Annotated in this window: 12 protein-coding genes; 6 read left to right on the top strand and 6 right to left on the bottom strand. The window is 58.1% G+C overall.

Annotated features, from left to right (window positions below):
* Positions 1-312: 312 nt before the first annotated feature.
* Entirely contained in the window at positions 313-1,923 is a 1,611-nt protein-coding gene (locus tag HMPREF2630_RS00665; RefSeq protein WP_070482858.1) for a dehydrogenase, read from the top strand.
* Positions 1,924-2,100: 177 nt separating this feature from the next.
* On the opposite strand, the gene HMPREF2630_RS00660 is transcribed toward HMPREF2630_RS00665, so the two are convergent.
* Both HMPREF2630_RS00660 and HMPREF2630_RS00655 read right to left on the bottom strand, forming a co-directional pair.
* Entirely contained in the window at positions 2,101-3,576 is a 1,476-nt protein-coding gene (locus HMPREF2630_RS00660; protein WP_049342909.1) for an amino acid permease, read from the bottom strand.
* 419 nt (positions 3,577-3,995) lie between these two features.
* Entirely contained in the window at positions 3,996-5,465 is a 1,470-nt protein-coding gene (locus tag HMPREF2630_RS00655) for an amino acid permease (RefSeq protein ID WP_049342908.1), read from the bottom strand.
* Between the two features lie 484 nt (positions 5,466-5,949).
* On the opposite strand from HMPREF2630_RS00655, the gene HMPREF2630_RS00650 reads away from it, so the two are divergent.
* The gene (locus HMPREF2630_RS00650) at positions 5,950-6,348 is read left to right on the top strand and encodes a hypothetical protein (RefSeq protein ID WP_070482855.1); all 399 of its coding nucleotides are present in this window, start codon (positions 5,950-5,952) and stop codon (positions 6,346-6,348) included.
* A 205-nt stretch (positions 6,349-6,553) separates the two neighbouring features.
* Positions 6,554-7,360, top strand: a complete 807-nt coding sequence (gene trmB, locus HMPREF2630_RS00645) for a tRNA (guanosine(46)-N7)-methyltransferase TrmB (RefSeq protein ID WP_005508988.1) — start codon at positions 6,554-6,556, stop codon at positions 7,358-7,360.
* Between the two features lie 242 nt (positions 7,361-7,602).
* Here the strand turns inward: trmB and HMPREF2630_RS00640 are convergent, their stop codons facing one another.
* The 4 genes from HMPREF2630_RS00640 to dnaK all read right to left on the bottom strand — a co-directional run bounded on the left by HMPREF2630_RS00640 (position 7,603) and on the right by dnaK (position 11,875).
* Entirely contained in the window at positions 7,603-8,109 is a 507-nt protein-coding gene (locus HMPREF2630_RS00640; protein ID WP_070482852.1) for a heat shock protein transcriptional repressor HspR, read from the bottom strand.
* 3 nt (positions 8,110-8,112) lie between these two features.
* The gene (locus tag HMPREF2630_RS00635; RefSeq protein WP_070482849.1) at positions 8,113-9,105 is read right to left on the bottom strand and encodes a DnaJ domain-containing protein; all 993 of its coding nucleotides are present in this window, start codon (positions 9,103-9,105) and stop codon (positions 8,113-8,115) included.
* Positions 9,106-9,461: 356 nt separating this feature from the next.
* Complete coding sequence (locus HMPREF2630_RS00630) at positions 9,462-10,040, bottom strand: nucleotide exchange factor GrpE (RefSeq protein WP_070482847.1); 579 nt, start codon at positions 10,038-10,040, stop codon at positions 9,462-9,464.
* A 2-nt stretch (positions 10,041-10,042) separates the two neighbouring features.
* On the bottom strand, positions 10,043-11,875 hold the full coding sequence (dnaK, locus tag HMPREF2630_RS00625) for a molecular chaperone DnaK (RefSeq protein WP_070482844.1): 1,833 nt from the start codon (positions 11,873-11,875) through the stop codon (positions 10,043-10,045).
* 736 nt (positions 11,876-12,611) lie between these two features.
* Between dnaK and HMPREF2630_RS00620 the strand changes: the two genes are divergently transcribed.
* The 3 genes from HMPREF2630_RS00620 to HMPREF2630_RS00610 all read left to right on the top strand — a co-directional run.
* Positions 12,612-14,435 (top strand): pentapeptide repeat-containing protein, encoded by a 1,824-nt coding sequence (locus HMPREF2630_RS00620; RefSeq protein ID WP_168162472.1) that lies wholly within the window; start codon positions 12,612-12,614, stop codon positions 14,433-14,435.
* A 163-nt stretch (positions 14,436-14,598) separates the two neighbouring features.
* Positions 14,599-16,665, top strand: coding sequence for a pentapeptide repeat-containing protein (locus tag HMPREF2630_RS00615; protein WP_143131574.1), 2,067 nt, complete (start codon positions 14,599-14,601; stop codon positions 16,663-16,665).
* A gap of 127 nt (positions 16,666-16,792) precedes the next feature.
* The coding region (locus tag HMPREF2630_RS00610; protein ID WP_246822720.1) for a pentapeptide repeat-containing protein at positions 16,793-18,089 on the top strand (1,297 nt) is incomplete at its 3' end.

Below are 18,089 nucleotides of genomic sequence, written 5' to 3'. Positions count from 1 at the left end.
GGCTCCAGCGCCGGTTCCAGCCGCAGAGCCCGAGTGCGTACAGCCGACGGGCGGTTCTGCATCATTTGGGCCTCTGCCGCCTCCCGCGTCATCTTTTGGTTAGTTAGCTGATTATCGGCCCCTCCGCTTGAACGCCTATATAACGTTCAACTATTTTTGAACTAAAAGGATATATTTTTTAAAATTTTTCTCGCTTTTATGCAGATTGGGGGTGGCGCGGCCGCCCGCACGACCTTTTCTGCTCGCAGAAATACAGGGTGCGACGGCACGGTACGACGATGCGCCGCCCACCTGCAGAGGAAAGAGGGACCCATGCGCGAACGCACCGCGCTATCAAACGCGCCGGAGGGCTACTTAGATTTTCACGACGAGTACGCGGAACTCATCGCCGAACTCGCCGCGCTGGGGTTCACCCCTACCCAGGTTCTCCGCCGCCTCAACTTTCTGTACCCGCACATCAACAAGAAGTACCTGAACTATGCGCTGAGCTCCGGTATCTGGCAGTTTGGCCCGGTCACGGCAGACGCCCCGAGCTACACGATGCTCGCCTGCGGCCTCTGGTACGTTTTCGCAGAAGCCTACGATCTGCCTCCAGAGCCCGAGTACGCGGCACTGATTCTTGATTGCGATATTATTCACGACCTGCCATCCGCGCTGGAGGCACGCCACTTCAACAATGAAGACATTGCGCACGTTCTGGCGAAGATTGGGGCAACGCTCAAGTACCTTGCCGCACACCCCTACTCCCAGCTGGAGGAAGAAGCCTACGCGCAGACCCTCGAGGACATCAGGCAGCGCGGCGTGAAAGAAATCGGCACCGAGGGCGGTAGCCTGTACACCCTGCTCGCCGCCAGTATGGAGGGCGAATCCGCGTGGCCTGCCCCCGCACAGACGGTCAACGATTACCTCGGTGACGGCGACTGGTCCCTGGGTATGCTCCGCACCGGCATCTACCCGGCGGAGGCGCTCGAGAACGAGTGGTATATCGACGCCGCGGCGGTACCCGAGGATTTTGCACCGAAGACTCTGAGCCTGTTTTTGAGCTATTGCGCCCGCTACGACCGCGAGCCGACGGCGCTGAACTACGGCTACTGGTCTACCATTCCCACGCTCATTGAGCAGGTGCCGCCGCTGGGTGCGGTACGCGCCAAGTTCGGTTCCTGGCAGACGGCCCTGCATCGCGGACGCACGCAGATTGCCCGCGAGCTGCGCCTGTGGACGAAAAACGAAGCCAACGTAGCTGCCGTGGAGTCGGGTGCCGCTGAGGCGAGCGCTGCTGAATCGAGTGCCGCTGAGGAGCTTGAGCTCCTCGACGCTGAGCTAACTAACGCTGACGCTGAGCTGACTAACGCTGAGCTCACCGAAACAGAACTAGCAGAGTTGGATACCCCGGACGGCTCCCCTGCGGGCGCTCCCGCGGAACCGGCAGAACCCGCACGTCTGAGCGCCCGCGAACTCACCGAGCAGGGCATCGGCGTGGTGCAGACCGCCCACACCGACCTGGCTGCATACCACCGCACCCAGTGGGAGCAGACGGTGGAAGTCTTCGGCGAACGCCTCGCGCAGCTTGCCTGGAACCGCCGCCTGAGCACCTACTACTTCTTCGACGGAGCCTGCCTGGAAGACGCCGACCCAACCCCCGTGGTGACGGTTTTCCGCTCCCCCACCGGTTTCCTCTGCGAGCTTGAACCCACCGTCGAAGCGCTACCCGCCTTCGACCCGGAGTTCCTGCAGGAGCACGACTGGAGGCACCCGGTACCGGTGCATGCGCTGTGGAATCTGCACGCGCTCGACCCGCTGGAGGCAGCTGCCGCCGTCATCGAGGCGATGCGTTCGGGTTGCGGTTGTGAACGCTGGGATTTCTACCGCACCGATGACGATAACGACCCGCTTGCCGAAGAGGCTGAGATGGCTTCCGTCTAAGCGCACTCCCCCGAGCCTCTCTGGTTCATCTCTAGAGCCTCTCGGGTTCATCCCTGGAGATAGCGAAAGCCCGCGCCCTCACCTCCGAAAAGGAGCAGGGGGCGCGGGCTTTACGCATGCGCGGGAAACCAGCTGTGGCAGCTGGTACCGATAGCCGGCGCAGATAGTAGATGCGGCTTAGCGTGCCGAGAAAATCTCGGACGCCTCCACAATCGCAATCTGCGCGGTGCGGGTCGAAATCGCCTCGTGGCGGCGTGCATCCGCGCGGCGCTTGAAGAACCAACCAATGCCCAGAATCGCGAACCAGACGGGCATCGCGAGCAGACCCCTGAGGGTTTCTTCATCCATGGCCAGCACGCCGATGGTGAAGGCGAAGAACACCAGCGACAGCCACGCGGAGAAACGGCCGCCGGGCAGGCGGAACTTCGACTTCGCATGGCGCGAGGGGAACTTCTTGCGGTACATCAGGTAGCTGACCATGATCATCGCCCACGCGAAAATCACGAGTACCGCAGCCACGGTGGTGACCAGGTTGAACGCGCTAGAAATCGAGTCACCCGCGTAGAGCAGCACAATGGAGGACAGCAGCATCACGGCCGAGAGGAACAGCGCGTTACGTGGCACGCCGGCCTTGGAAACCTTACCCAGGAACGCGGGTGCGCTGCGCTCGCGGGCCAGGCCGAAGGCCATGCGCGAGGTGGAGAAAATACCGGAGTTCGCCGAGGAGGTTGCGCTGGTAATCACCACGAAGTTGATGATGTGCGCGGCGATGCCCAGGCCCGCCAGGGTGAACATGGCGACGAAGGGGCTCCTATCGGGGCTGACGAGGCGCCAGGGGGTAACCATCAGGATGGTGACGAGCGCACCCACGTAGAAGACCATGATGCGCACCGGCACGGCGTTGATTGCCCTGGGCAGGGTCTTTTCGGGGTCCTTGGTTTCTGCCGCGGTGGTACCGACGAGCTCGGAGCCCATGAACGCGAAGACGGCAATCTGGAATGCGCCGAGGAAGCCGATGAAGTGGTTCGGGAACATACCGCCGTCGTTCCAGAGGTTTGCGACGGATGCCTGCGCGCCACTGGGTGAGGTGAATCCGATAGCGACCATGGCGCCACCAACAATAATCAGGGCAACGATGGCGACGATCTTAATCATGGAGAACCAGAATTCGATTTCGCCGAAGTTCTTCACGGACACCAGGTTCAGGGTCAGCAGAACGCCGATGACGGCGAGGGCCGGTATCCATGCCTGCAGGTCGGGCCACCACAGACGCAGGTAGCCGACGATTGCAATGATGTCCGCAACGGCGGTCACCACCCACATGAACCAGTAGGACCAGCCGAGGAAGAAGCCTGCCATGGGGCCGACCAGGTCGGTGGTGAAGTCGGAGAAGGACTTGTAGCGCAGGTTCGACAGCAGGATTTCACCCATGGCGCGCAACACCAGGAAGATGACGGCGCCGATGAGCATATACACGAAAATCACGGAGGGGCCCGCTAGGGAGATAGCTCGGCCGGAGCCCATGAACAGGCCCGTGCCGATGGCACCGCCGATTGCGATGAGCTGGATGTGGCGGTTGCTCAGACCGCGGTGCAGTCGCTCTCCCTGTTCGGGAGCCTCGGGGGTGACGGTGGCCTGGTTATGTTCAGTCACGACGTCCTCTTTTCTGCGGTTGTACCCCGTACCGCATATGCCATGACCTGGAGTAAAAACCTCGAGAAGACAGGAGGCACGGTCAGTGTATGAATATGCGGCCAGTTGCTCGGCGGGGCAGCCCCGGCTTTCGGGGCGGGAGATGGGCTCGACCATGGTTCGCACCGCATCCGGGGCGAGTTCGGACATCGCCCGATGCGGGAACCTGTGGGAGCTTTCACACCTGTTTGGATAGATATTCTACACGTTTTGAAAGGTGAATGAAGTATTTTTCAGCCTTTGGTGTGTCGCAAATCTATTGTACAGGTCACTATTTAGCCCCCTGACGGGGGTAAATAAACACAGAAAAACCTCGCCCCCGCATCCAGAAAGAACACGGGGGCGAGGTGCAGAACAACGACGAGCGGTAGCGCTAGAGGCTACTTCTGAGAGGCTCCTTCACCGACCAGCGCGCGGGCACGCTTGGCGGCGTGGCGACGGGTCAGGATCTCGTAACCGATAGCCAGAGCAATGAACCAGACGGGGGTCAGTGCCAGACCGATGGCGGTGTCGGGGTACAGACTCAGGGCGTAAACCATGACGGCGAAGAAAATCAGGCCAAACCAGCTCATGCCGATACCCCAGGGCATCTTGTACTGGGAGGCTTCGTGGCGCTCGGGGAACTTCTTGCGGTACACCAGGTACGCAATCAGGATCATGCTCCAGGTGAAGATACCCATCATCGAGGCCACGGAGGTCACCACGGTAAACGCCTCCATGATGCCATTGCCGGCGTACAGCATGACCAGGCTGAACAGCAGCAGCACGGTGGTCAGGTACAGGGCGTTGGCGGGCACGCCGTTCTTGGTGAGCTTGCCCAGTGCGGAGGGTGCCGCACCGTCGTGCGCCAGGCCGTAGACCATGCGGGAGGTCGAGAAGATACCGGAGTTTGCGGAGGATGCCGCGGAGGTCAGCACCACGAAGTTCACCAGCGAGGCGGCGATGCCGATGCCCGCCAGGGAGAACATGCCCACGAAGGGGCTCATGGACTTATCCAGCTTGTCCCAGGGGGTCACGGCGAGGATAGTCAGCAGCGGCACGGCGTAGAAGAGCGCGATGCGGAAGGGCACGGCGTTAATGGCCTTGGGCAGGGTGCGCTCGGGGTGCTTGGTCTCAGCCACGGCGGTGCCGACGAGCTCGGCGCCCACGAAAGCGAAGAGGGCAATCTGGAAGGAGCCTAGGAAGCCGGTCACGCCCTGGGTGAAGATGCCGCTACCGGAGGGGCCGGGATGGTCCCACAGGTGGGCTAGGGAGGCTGTGGTACCGTCGGGGCTGGTGAAGCTGAAGGCAACCATGAGCGCACCAACAATAATGAGGGCGACAATCGCGACGATTTTAATGACCGCGAACCAGAATTCAATTTCGCCGAAGTTCTTCACCGAGGGCAGGTTCAGCAGTAGCAGTGCCGTGATGACCACGAGCGCCGGGATGAACTTGGGCATGCCGGGTAGCCAGTATTGCACGTAGCCGGTAATCGCGATGACGTCCGCAATGCCCGTGACGACCCAGAAGAACCAGTACGACCAGCCGACGAAGAATCCTGCGCGCAGGCCGAGGATATCGGTAATGAAGTCGGTAAAGGACTTGTACTTGGGGTTGGAGAGCAGAATCTCACCCATAGCGCGCAGAACAAAGTAGATGACGCTACCGATAATGGCGTAAACAAAGATGATGGAGGGGCCGGTCAGGGCGATGGTCTTTGCTGAGCCGAGGAAAAGGCCGGTGCCGATGGCGCCGCCAATAGCAATCAGCTGGATATGTCGGTAGCTGAGCCCGCGCTGGAGCTTGGAGTGCTCAGCCTCCGAATCTAGGCCGGTGACGGAGTTCTGCGGCGTTGGCTGCTGTGTCACGTATTTCTCTTTTCTGCGTCGGTTGCCCTGTTTTTTACTCGGGGGCTTATCCGGGTGGTTGGTATTCACTCATATTCCTTAACGGCGTACAGGGAGGCGAACCTCCCATTTCCGCGGTACGTGCGGTATTTCGGGGCTTGCGGGCCCTGATGACACGGTTTTACCGGGGCTTGTATCACCAATGAGAAATATACAGAGAATGCATAATCTCAAATTTTACCCCCTCATACCCACACGAGCGCAATGAATCCAACAGGGGCGGAAATTTGAGATGACGCGGGCACGGGGCGGGTTCGCCGTGAGCCACCGGGCACAGGGATTTCCCATCCTCCTCCAGCAGCCCTTCCCCTGTCCCTATTTTCGGGTTTTCAAAAAATTAAGAAACTTTCCAGTCAAAACTTTACAGTGCAAGGATTCAGGTCTACAGTAGTAACCATTCAAACGAAAACCTAGCCGACCAACCACAGAACAGAAGGACACAACAATGAGCAAGTTCTCCAATGCAGCACTCCGCATCACCGCAGGCGCACTCATCCTCGATGCAGGTGTCAAGAAGCTCAAGGCTGACGAGGGTACCTACGCCTTCCTGCAGCAGATGGCCGCAACCGGCGTTCCCGCAGTCTCCAAGCTGGATGCAGCAACCTTCGGCAAGCTCATCTCCGGCGCAGAGACCGCCCTCGGCGCAACCCTGCTGACCCCCTTCATCCCCTCCCGCCTGGCGGGTGCAGGCCTGACCGCATTCGCGGCAAACCTGATGACCATGTACTTCCGCAACCCGGACATGCACGACAAGTTCTTCCGCCCCACCCAGGACGGCCAGCAGCTCGCAAACAACATCGTGATGCTCGGCGCGGGTCTGGCCCTGCTGGGCTCCAAGAAGTAAGGCCCTCCTCTTAGCTCACTCCTCAAGCAACCTCTCTTTAGTGCGGTGGGAACCTTCCGGTTCCCACCGCACTTTTGTATGCGCGCAGAATTTCTGCATCTGCCGCGTCCACCCCCGGTTCGCTCGTACCCGGCCAGCCCGGCATCACCCCGCCCAGCGGCCCCGAAACCGCACGGTGTAGCGGCCCTGCGCTATTCTTTTAGGTATGTCTACTGAGAACACGCAGCCTAGCCAGGCACCCGAATCCACCGAAGAGAAGGCTAAGAAGCCGGTTCCCGAGGAATTCTTCCGCCAGCCCTACTCCTTCGTCCGCCGCGGCGACCGCCTCACCGCGCGCCGCCAGAAGGCCTGGGACACCTACTCCCCCACCCACGTGCTGGACATTCCGCGCCTGCGCACCGACACCTCCGTCGCGCCCGAGGCGACCTTCGACCCGGTCAAGATTTACGGCCGTGAGGCGTACCAGGTCGTCGAGATTGGCTCCGGTCTGGGCGAGGCGATCGTGCACCGCGCAGCTGAGGTGCCCGAGGCGAACTTCCTCGCCGTCGAGGTGTACACCCCCGGCATCGCGGACCTGCTGCTGAAGATGGGCAACGCCGGCGTGGAGAACGTGCGTGTGGCTCAGGCGAACGCACCCGAGCTGCTCGACAACATGCTCGAGGAGAACTCCGTGGACGAGCTGTGGGTGTTCTTCCCGGATCCCTGGCATAAGTCCCGCCACCACAAGCGCCGCCTGGTGTCCCCGGCGTTTGCCGATAAGGTTGCGCGCGTGCTCAAGCCCGGCGGCATTTGGCGCCTGGCGACCGACTGGGAGGAGTACGCCCTGGTCATGCGTGAGGTTCTGGAGGCGCACCCCGATTTTGAGAACGTGAACCCCGGCGCCGGTGCGACCGAGGAGGATCCGCTGGGTGGTTGGGCTCCGCGTTGGGAGGGTCGTACCCTCACCAGCTTTGAGCGTAAGGCTCAGGAGGCGGGCCGCCGCGCGCACGATCTGACCTACCGCCGCAAGTAAGCGGGGCAGCGCCGGCATCAGGTGGCGCAGGTTAGCGCGAATATACGTTAAGCAGGTGAGGCTCCCCGGTCATTCGGGGAGCCTCACCTTCTTGTGTGTGGGTCTGAGTTCATGCGGGGCGGGGGTCTACCCTCCCTCGCGGCGTATGACACAAAGACGCACAAGCCTATATGAGTGGCTGACTAGCGCAGATGAGCTAAAACAGTCGAGCCGTTTATCCCAGTGTAGCGGGTTTAACCGGTTTAGCGCTGCGGCTTCGCATCATCCGCCGTAGCCGGCTGGTGACGCTGACGGTACAACACCACAGCCGAAGAACGCTGACGAGGCGCCGGGCGGGTACCGCGAGCAATATGCACCACGTCGCCGCTGGTACCGGCAGCGAACACGCGCTCCGCCATACCCATCTTCACCTTCGCATCCTCAACCTGACGCTGCAGCGCCGCAACCTGTTCCTTCTGCGACTCCAGGAGAGCCTCCAGTTCGATGATTCGGCGGATACCTTCCAGGGAAACGCCCTCCTGCGAGAGCTGCTGAATCCGCTGCAGACGGTTCACGTCACGCTGCGAGTAGCGGCGCGCCTTACCGGGCGCACGCGAAGGCTGGACCAGGCCGATGCGGTCGTACTGGCGCAGGGTCTGCGGGTGCATGCCCGCCAGCTCAGCCGCCACAGAAATCACGAAAACCGGCAGGTCCACGCTGTGCAACGGCTTGCCGCTACGGGACTTAGATGATGATTCTCGAGATGCCATGGTCTACTTCGCCTTCTTCAACAGATCCTTACGCGGGTTCTCCTGCGGTGCCAGTTTTACGAACTTATCGAATGCTTCCTGCGCCTCTGCGCTCAACTCGGTGGGCAGAACCACCTCGGGGATGACCAGCAGGTCGCCGTCACCGCCCTTAGCCTTGAAGCCGCGGCCCTTAGCGCGCAGTCGGCGGCCGACCTGGCCGGGTGCCAGGCGCAGCTTCACGGTGGATGCGTCGGGCAGGGGCACCTCGATCACTGCGCCGTCGACGGCCTCGGCGAGGGTGACGGGTGCGCGCAGGATCAGGTTGTTGCCCTCGCGGGAGTACACGGAGTCATCGGAGACGCGCACGGTGACCTTCAGGTCGCCGCCGCGCAGGCCCTTGCCGCGCAGGCGGACCTTCTGGCCGTCCTTAATGCCTGCGGGGATGCGTGCCTCGGTGTGGGAGCCGTCCGGCAGGAACACGGTCACGTTTGCGCCGGTGTAAGCCTGGGCCAGGCTGATGCGGGTGCTGGTGGTGCTTTCCTCGGGGGCCGCGTGCTGTGCGCCGCCGAAACCGCCGCCTCCCATGCCGCCGAAGTCGGCGCTGGTGAAGCCGGCGGAGCGACGGCGGCTGCCGCCGGCGCTTCCGCCGAACAGGCCGCCGAGCAGGTCATCAATGTTGATGTTGGCGCTGGTGCCGCCGCGGAATCCGCCGAAGGCGTCCGCGCCGGGGTAGCCGCCGCTAAAGCCGCCTGCACCGAAGCCGCCCGCGCCCATGCCTGCGGCGCCGTAGCGGCGAATCTGGTCGTACTCCTCGCGCTGCTTCTTGTCGGAGAGCACGTCGTAGGCCTCGGAGATTTCCTTGAACTTCTTCTCAGCCTGCTCGTCACCGGGGTTTAGATCCGGGTGGTACTTGCGGGAGAGCTTGCGGTACGCCTTCTTAATGTCGCTTTCGCTTGCGTCTTCGCTAACGCCCAGTGCCTTATAAAAGTCGTCGGTTATCCAGTTTTCGCTTGCCATATGTTTGTTTCTCCTCTCGCGGTGATGCGCCGCCCTCCTCGGTTACGGGACGGCTAGCAGGGCACCACGTTCTTGTCTTAATGCTCTATATAAAAGTTTAGTCTACTTGACTCAATTTTGGAAGGGGGTAGACCAAAATTTAGCGCCCTACAAGGCTTTTTAACCACCGCCGCAGCTCGCCAAAACCTGCGCCAACACCGGGTAAAGCAGCCCCGGCAGAACAGGCGCGCCAGGCAGAACAGCCCGTGCAAATAGCTCAGGCAGAACAGCTTAGGCAAACAACAGGGCGGGCACTCCCCCACTAGGGAGAGCACCCGCCCGTCGTTAGTTATTCAGCCAATGCTGAGCCGGTCACCTTACGGCGCGACAGCCACAGCCACCTGAGCGGTACGAACCACACGGTCGTTCACGCGGTAGCCGTAACGCAGAACCATGGAGACATGATCCTCAGCCACCTCGTCGGTGGGCTGCTGCAGAACAGCTTCGTGAATGTTCGGGTCGAAGGCGTCGCCTACTTCACCGAAACGCTCCACACCCTGCTTGCCGAGCAGCTCTTCGAGCTTGGTAGCAATGGAGGCGAAGGGGCCTTCCTGCAGGTCGCCGTGCTTGCGTGCGGCGTCGATGTCGTCGAACACCGGCAGCAGGGAACCGACCAGGTCACTGATGACGAAGAGTCGCAGCTGCTCCTTTTCGCGGGCGGTGCGGTTCTTGTAGTTAGTGAACTCCGCCTGCAGGCGAAGCAGGGAGTCCAGGCGCTCTGCGGCGAGTGCCGCATCCGCAGATTCTGCTTCTACGGCGTCCTGGAGCTCAGCCTCGACGGCTTCCGCTGCGTCGTCGGCGGTTTCGACCGATTCAGCTTCGGGGTGGCCTTCCGCTGCGGGGGCGTTGAATGCCTCCTCCAGCGGGTCGGGGGTGGTGTTTTCCTGCTCAGCCATGATTACTTCTTCTCGTCTTCGTCGATAACCTCGGCGTCGACAACGTCCTCATCAGCGGCGGGCTTGGACTCGGATGCCTCAGCCTGTGCTGCTGCGTAGAGTGCCTCGCCCAGCTTGGACTGGGATGCCTGCAGCTTCTCGAATGCGGACTTCACTGCTGCGTCGTCGTCGCCCTCGAGTGCCTTCTTCAGCTCGTCGACATCGCCCTGAACCTCGGTCTTGACGTCCTCGGGCAGCTTGTCGCCGTTCTCCTTCAGGAGCTTCTCGACGGAGTATGCGACGGACTCAGCTGCGTTGCGGGTGTCAGCAGCCTCGCGGCGTGCCTTATCCTGCTCAGCGTGTGCCTCTGCGTCCTTGACCATGCGGTCGATGTCGTCCTTGGAGAGGGAGGTACCGCCGGTGATGGTCATGGACTGCTCAACGCCGGTGCCCTTGTCCTTTGCGGAGACGTGGACGATGCCGTTTGCGTCGATGTCGAAGGTGACCTCAATCTGGGGCACGCCACGCGGTGCGGGGGCGATGCCGGTCAGCTCGAAGGTACCCAGGTTCTTGTTGTCGCGAGTGAACTCACGCTCACCCTGGAAGACCTGAATGGTCACGGAGGGCTGGTTGTCCTCTGCGGTGGTGAAGGTCTCGGAACGCTTGGTCGGGATTGCGGTGTTGCGCTCGATCAGCTTGGTCATCACGCCGCCCTTGGTCTCGATACCGAGGGAGAGGGGGGTGACGTCGATCAGCAGAACGTCCTTACGGTCGCCCTTCAGCACACCTGCCTGCAGGGCTGCACCCATTGCCACGACCTCGTCGGGGTTCACGCCCTTGTTGGGCTCGCGGCCGGTGAGCTCCTTGACAAGCTCGGCAACAGCGGGCATACGGGTGGAGCCACCAACCAGGATGACCTCAGAAATCTCGGAGATGGACACACCGGCCTCCTTGATGACGTCGAGCACGGGCTTCTTGGTGCGCTCGAGCAGGTCGTGGGTCAGTTCCTCGAACTTTGCGCGGGTCAGCTTCTCATCCAGGTGGATGGGGCCCTCGGGGGTCACGGACAGGTACTGCAGGGAGATGTTGGTGCTGGTTGCGCTGGACAGTTCCTTCTTAGCCTGCTCAGCTGCCTCCTGCAGACGCTGCAGAGCGATCTTGTCCTTGGACAGGTCTGCGCCGGTCTTTGCCTTCACCTGTGCGAGCAGCCACTCGACGATGCGCTGGTCCCAGTCGTCACCACCGAGGCGGTTGTCACCGCTGGTTGCGCGAACCTGAATGGTGGAGAAGCCGTCCTCGTCCTTGCCGACTTCCAGCAGGGAGACGTCGAAGGTACCGCCACCGAGGTCGAAGACCAGGATGAGCTCGTCTTCCTTACCCTTGTCCAGGCCGTATGCCAGTGCTGCGGCGGTGGGCTCGTTGACGATACGCAGGACGTTCAGGCCTGCAATCTCGCCGGCTTCCTTGGTTGCCTGACGCTCAGCGTCGTTGAAGTATGCGGGAACGGTAATGACGGCGTCGGTGACCTTGTCGTTCAGGAATGCCTCTGCGTCACCCTTCAGCTTCATGAGGATACGAGCGGAGATTTCCTGCGGGGTGTACTTCTTGCCGTCAATCTCGGTGGTCCAGTCAGTGCCCATGTGGCGCTTGACGGAGGAGATGGTGCGGTCGACGTTAGTCACTGCCTGACGCTTTGCGACGCTACCAACCAGAACCTCGCCGTCCTTGGAGAATGCGACGACGGAGGGGGTGGTGCGGGTGCCTTCTGCGTTGGCGATAACTACGGGGTCGCCGCCTTCGAGAACCGAAACGACAGAGTTGGTGGTACCGAGGTCAATGCCTACTGCACGTGCCATATGTTTATTCACTCCTTGTGATCAGTGCCCCGCTTCTTCTAATGCGAGGCGGGTTAGTTTGAAAGTTTTGGAGGCGGTCGGCGCTGCGCGTGCCGCCCCGTGTGGGGTGGTCTGCGCGGCTCCTTGAGCCTCATGTACTCAAGTATGCACCCTCTCAAAGGGTGTGTCAATAGGGTTGAGCGAACTTTACTCAACTTTTTTTCGCGGAGGTGTGTGAGGGGTGGGTTTTTTAGGGTTCTGGGGCAGTGTTTTGCGGGTGATTTTGGGGCGGCGGCGAGGCGCGGACGGGGCGTTTTACCGCGGAATTCCGGGGTTTTCGGTCTGGATGAGGGTGCGGCGAGGCGATTCAGCGCACGGCAGACAGTGCCGGGCACTCGGGGCGAAAAAATTTTTAAAAATTTTTTAGAAAGGGGTGGAAAACCTAAAAATTGGGGTGCGGGAGGCGCCGGAAGGTGGTCTGAGCGCACCTTATGCAGGGTGCGCGAGGTGATCTTTAGGCGCGCTTTTTAGGTCTGGAGGCTAGGCCTCTAGCAGCGTTACTAGAACCGGAGTGAGACGTTAGAGATTCGTTCCTCTTATATATGGAGGATCTGCTCGCAAGCCCCATCACTTACTTTATGGGGGCATCTCCGCTTGTCCGACTCGTAATTCCCTAACCTTCACCTATGGCTTGAGGCTACCCGCCTGCCGTATGCTAGATACGACCATATCCTCTCAAAGTAGACAGGAGATACCCGTGACACATAAAAAGTCTACCGCCGATGCCAAGCCTCCAGAGAATACTGAAACAACCCGATGGGGGATACCTTGGAGATTTGTTGGACTTCTCGCCTCCGGGGTTGCCGGATTTTTAATTACACCTTATATGCAAGTTGGCAATGACTTAAAAGCCCACGCAATATATGCATGCATGGCAATGACTTTATATCTATTTGTATTGCTACTAATCTACCTATATGCATATAAGGAAGAGCTAAGCGGATTCATATCTAAAATATTCAAAACCATAAAAAATTTCGCTCTTAATATTTGGGGAAAATTAAACTCCACCAAGAAACTAATTAGAGCATTCGCGATCTTCGCAGGATTATCTTTATTGCTCCTATTGATATACAATATCATCGAAAACTCTATCCTTCATTCAGAAAAAATCAGAAACCTTCCCGAAGGATTCAACTTTTCCCTAAAAAGCAATGAACTTTCCGAAATTCAGAACATTCGCAAAAGCACGTTCTTTTACACCTCTGGAGCTCTACTTGTAGCACTTCTACTCACGCTATCCTTCACTAAAAGATTAAAGCTCATACTACAAGAACATATCCTGAGAATATTTGTATTAACGGTTGTATTCGGAGGGGTGCTTTCATTCTTTATTCCGGCATTCTTGTACAACTACGGATTTATCGGAGAAACTAAAGACCTAACTACCGCTTTATTCACGATTACAGGCGGAACAATTGCTCTGTTTTCCCTCATCAAAAGCCATCAAAAAAGCGAGCTTGAACGTGAACAACTAGATACTCAGAAACAGAAAGATGCTCGAGACCATATTCGTCAGCTCCATAATTCCTACAATGATCGTTTTGATAAAGCTGTTGCGGAGCTCAACGGCAGCGATGTGAAGGCTTCTTATACAGCCGTACCTAAACTAGCTAAACTTGCCGATGCTTGGTTAGACTACAAAGACCTCAGTAACGATACGAAAGAATTGGAGAAGCTGAAAGATAAGGCAGAAAAAGAAGCTCAAACAATCATAAACATTCTTTGCAAATATATACGCACCATTCCAAATAATTACACCCATGAACAACTAAAAGAATTTAAATCTCTTCCAGAATCAGACATAGAAATACTTACGCACGAGGTTGATATACGCCGCCTCATTTTCTCTGAAATAAGTAAACGCAGTAGTACCTTCACTAGGGATGGATTTGGCAAGATAATCGACACCTATACAGGAACGTGGAGTGATTTTGAGTTTGATTTCAGCCGAGCTCCCATTTTCTATCCTCTCAGTAGCCTCACGATTGAGAAAGGTAATTTTTCTTCTGCCAAGTTCTACAGCAACGCGGACTTCAGCGGGGCGACCTTCACCCAAACCGCAGACTTCAGCAAGGCGACCTTCACCCAAAACGCGAACTTCAGCTGGGCGACTTTCACCCAAACTGCGGACTTCGAATCGGCGACTTTCACCCAAACCGCGCGCTTCCACGTAACGAAATTCACCCAAGACGCGAACTTCCGGTGGGCGACTTTCACCCAAACCGCGAACTTCAGATCGGCGACTTTCACCCAAACCGCGAACTTCAGATCCGCGACCTTTGAGAGATTTGAGCCAACCTTCGCTACAAAATTAGGGAAAGCCCGATTCTCTGCAGGTACAAGCCCGCAGAACTATATGTTCTCGGTCGCGCCGGATAGCAAACCTATCAACTGCAAACCCGCTACTCTTCTCGGTAAGACGTTCATTATTCCCCTTGGAACGGTACTCTTCGACCCGGATTCTCCACCAAAGGATCATCTGGGTAATTACACCGTTCAAAGTGCCTCAGCGGAGTAAATAGAAAGTTCTAATGCCTCCTCTAATAAGGCCACTAGAGAAGCCCCGCCTGCATTTCTCGTGCAGGCGGGGCTTCTTCTTTTAACCAGCGCGAGCGCGCAAGGGCGGGGTCCTCCCCTATGCTGGTTATAAGCCAGCACCGGAGCAGGAAGGGCACACCGCCATGAACCTCAACAAACTCTTAACTGCGCTGCGGCAACGCAAAAATACCCCGGCACACAACCTGCAGGCCGAGCGGCACGAACGCTACACGCACGCACTCGAACAATTCCTCGACGGGCACCAACCCGCCGTACGCCTCGGCGGGGCATACACGCTCGCAAACCTCGCAGACGAATGGCTCACCGACGCCTCCCTCCCCGAGCAGGTACGCCGCGAAGAAGCCCAGACCATTATCGACGCGCTGACCGGATGCATCCGCACGCCCTACCCCCTCGCGCAGAAACGGCAAATCCTAGAATCAGACGAAGCCCCCGAAGGGTACGAAGGCGACTTTACGCGCGATCAGGAGGCACTACGCGAAGAGCAACTGGTACGCCGCACCATCTTCATGGAGTTCAGCCGCCGCCTCGCCGCAGTCGCCGAGAGCACCAAGAAAGACAACAAGGAAGACCAGCGCACGCTACCGCCAATATCGCGCATGTGGGCTGACCTGCGCTTCGACTTTAGCGGTGCACCCATCTTCTACCCGCTACGGCAACTGCACTTTCAGAACGCCGATTTCGCCTCCGCAACCTTCTACGGCCCGGCGGATTTCTTCGGCGCCACCTTCCACGGTGACACCAGCTTTTCGGCAGCACAGTTCACGGCTGACGCTTCCTTCCAGGGCGCGAACTTCGCCGACTGGGTGGGGTTCAGCGCAGCACACTTCGCAGGCGCGGCAGAGTTCAGCGGGGCACGCTTTGCGGACGCGGCAAGCTTCGCAACCGTAACCTTCACCGGCGGAGCCGACTTCTCAGACGCGGTCTTCTCGGCTGCGGCTGACTTCGCGGTAGCCTCCTTCGAGTCCGACGCCAACTTTTCACGCTTGAACACCGCAGGCATAGCCAGCTTCGCGGCGGTCACCTTCGGCGGAAAGGCAGTATTCACCGCCTCCACGTTCCACGATGAAGCACACTTCGCCGCGTCGGTCTTCAACCGTCCGGCGGTGTTCTCCAAGTCGCTGTTTGGCGGGGTCGCGCGCTTTGCAGGTGTAGTCACCAAGCAGTCCGCAATGTTCAGCAACGTGCGCTTTGCGAGCGCGGCGGACTTTAGCGGGGCGTCCTTCACACAGTTCGCGGATTTTGGTGAGGCGCAGTTCGACGGCGACGCCACGTTCAGTCAGGCGTCGTTTATTGCGCTGCCGAGGACGAGCTATGAGATGGACTTCCCGCAGTACGCGAACTTCGGTAACGCGGCCTTCACGCAGGATGCCGACTTTAGCAAAGCGACGTTCACGGCGAGTGTCGGCTTCGGTAAGGTGACGTTCGCGCGGGCGGTGAGCTTCAACGGGGCGAGCTTTGAGGGTGCTTACTTCGAGGATGTGACGTTCGGCCAGGATGCGGACTTTGCCTGTTCGACGTTCAACCATAGTGCGAGCTTCGCGAAGGCGACCTTCAACGCTAATGCGGAATTCCACGAGGCTTCTTTTAGAGGGCACGCGGACTTCCGCGACGCGGCATTTGCGGCGGATGTTCGGTTTAGTGGCGCGTCCTTTGGTGGAAACACGGGGTTCTGCAGGGCATCGTTCGGCGGTAATGCGAGCTTCTTTAGGACGGATTTTGCGGGGACTGCAGAGTTCCGTGAGGCGATCTTTGAGGGGTATGCCGGGTTCAGCACGGCGACTTTCAGCGCTGATGCCAACTTCAGCGGAGTTGTGTTTGAGCAGCTTGCTTGGTTCGCTGATGCGGCCTTCGAGGCAGGCACGGAGTTCGCTGGGGCAACCTTTATAGGCGTTGCAGATTTCTGCAATGTGTCTTTCGTGAAGAGCCCACCAGTCTTCGCTGTTGAGGACGCTAACTCGGGCGAAATGTACCGGGCTCGGTTCGCTGCCCTGCCTGCCGCTTCGGAGTCTGCCAGTCAGGAGGCGTATAACTTCGCGGTGTACGAGGATAGCCAGCCTATTCCGCTGGGTACCGCCGGGTTGAACGGCGTGGGCTACCATATCCCGGTTGGTACGGTGCTCTTCGATCCGGCGTCCTGGGATGAACGGCAGAAGGAATACACGCGTATGAGTGAGCCCGCGCAGTAATATCCAGAAGCCCCGCCACCTGAATGTGTGGCGGGGCCTTCGTTTATGTCCAGTAGAAGCGCAGGTCAAGCAGTTTTACACTAAACTAAAAGGTACCCATTCCTCTCAGAGAAGATAGGAGATTCCTATGTCATCGAACGATGATTCACCGGCACCTCAGCCTCATTCAGTGCAGCCAGGCCTCTCTGCCACTTCAAACAAAAACCCAAAAATCGATACAGTGGATGCTTTGCTGCGAACTATATTTAGAATGGGGTGGACAGATTGGACGCTAACAGCAATCTTAATTTCATGCCTAATTAATCATTATTTTTTTATTATCCTCAACGTTGCGCAACCAATAATTGATTTCACTAGGCTTATTACTGCGCTAATTTCAGTGATTTTCATCGCTTATAAAGTAGTAAGTGGCTATAAGTCCAAAGAATTAATTACTATTTTCTTCAAAAATCACCCCCTCCAGCTGTTTGTCTCGATTATTGCCTGCGGGGCAACTGTATCTTTCTTCCTTCCCCTTATCCTTAATCTATTTAGATTCATTGGAGAGACCGATAAGTTAACTACTGCATTACTCGCTTCAACCGGTGGAGTTATTGCAGTTTTCACGCTGATTAAAACCCATCAAAAAAACCAAAATGACGAACAGACTCTAGACCTCGATAGAAAAAAGTACAATCAGCAGATAAAAGACCGTATGGAAGACCTTAAACTACAGGAAGCCGAACGTTTAGAGCAGAAGGAACAATTTGAGAAAAACCTTGAGGCACAATCAGAGAAAAATAAGCAGGACCATACCCGCCAGGCCCATGCAGAACGCCGAAGCCGCTACACCAAAGCTGTAGAGCAGCTGGCTAACGAGAAAGCGACTGTCCGTCTAGGTGGTATCTATACCCTTGTGGGTTTGGTCGATGAGTGGCTTGCTGATGACGCTCTCAATCCTGAAGAACGGCAGAAGGAGGGTCAGGTTATTATCAATAACCTTTGCTCCTACATTCGTTCACCCTTCACCCTGGCATTAAAAGCAGAGATGTTTGAGGGCGGTTCAGAGCCTGATAACTATGAAGGAGATTTCTCCAAAGATCAGGCGGCATTTCGCGAAGAACAGGATGTACGCCGCACTATCTTCGTTGAGATGAGCAAGCGCAGTAGTACCTTCACCATGAAGAAGGGCGAGGTAATCGAAACTGTTCCAGGAATCTGGAGCGACTTTGATTTCGATTTCAGCCGAGCTCCCATTTTCTATCCTCTCATTGGCCTCAGGATTGAGAAAGGTAATTTTTATTCTGCCAAGTTCTACAGCAACGCAGACTTCACCGGGGCGAAATTCACCCAAACCGCGCACTTCAGCGGGGCGACCTTCACCCAAACCGCAGACTTCAGCTGGGCGTTCTTCACCCAAGACGCGGACTTCGTTGAGGCGACCT

It is taken from the genome of Rothia sp. HMSC072B03, assembly GCF_001809565.1.
In the GTDB taxonomy this organism is placed as follows: domain Bacteria; phylum Actinomycetota; class Actinomycetes; order Actinomycetales; family Micrococcaceae; genus Rothia; species Rothia mucilaginosa_A.
Note: the sequence above shows the minus strand (reverse complement) of the source record. Positions and strands in the feature narration are given on the sequence as shown.

Excerpts from the sequence above, each read along its gene's own strand:
- HMPREF2630_RS00665 (WP_070482858.1), top strand. The coding sequence starts at position 313 with ATGCGCGAACGCACCGCGCTATCAAACGCGCCGGAGGGCTACTTAGAT.
- HMPREF2630_RS00650 (WP_070482855.1), top strand. The coding sequence starts at position 5,950 with ATGAGCAAGTTCTCCAATGCAGCACTCCGCATCACCGCAGGCGCACTC.
- trmB (WP_005508988.1), top strand. The coding sequence starts at position 6,554 with ATGTCTACTGAGAACACGCAGCCTAGCCAGGCACCCGAATCCACCGAA.
- HMPREF2630_RS00640 (WP_070482852.1), bottom strand. The coding sequence starts at position 8,109 with ATGGCATCTCGAGAATCATCATCTAAGTCCCGTAGCGGCAAGCCGTTG.
- HMPREF2630_RS00635 (WP_070482849.1), bottom strand. The coding sequence starts at position 9,105 with ATGGCAAGCGAAAACTGGATAACCGACGACTTTTATAAGGCACTGGGC.
- HMPREF2630_RS00630 (WP_070482847.1), bottom strand. The coding sequence starts at position 10,040 with ATGGCTGAGCAGGAAAACACCACCCCCGACCCGCTGGAGGAGGCATTC.
- dnaK (WP_070482844.1), bottom strand. The coding sequence starts at position 11,875 with ATGGCACGTGCAGTAGGCATTGACCTCGGTACCACCAACTCTGTCGTT.
- HMPREF2630_RS00615 (WP_143131574.1), top strand. The coding sequence starts at position 14,599 with ATGAACCTCAACAAACTCTTAACTGCGCTGCGGCAACGCAAAAATACC.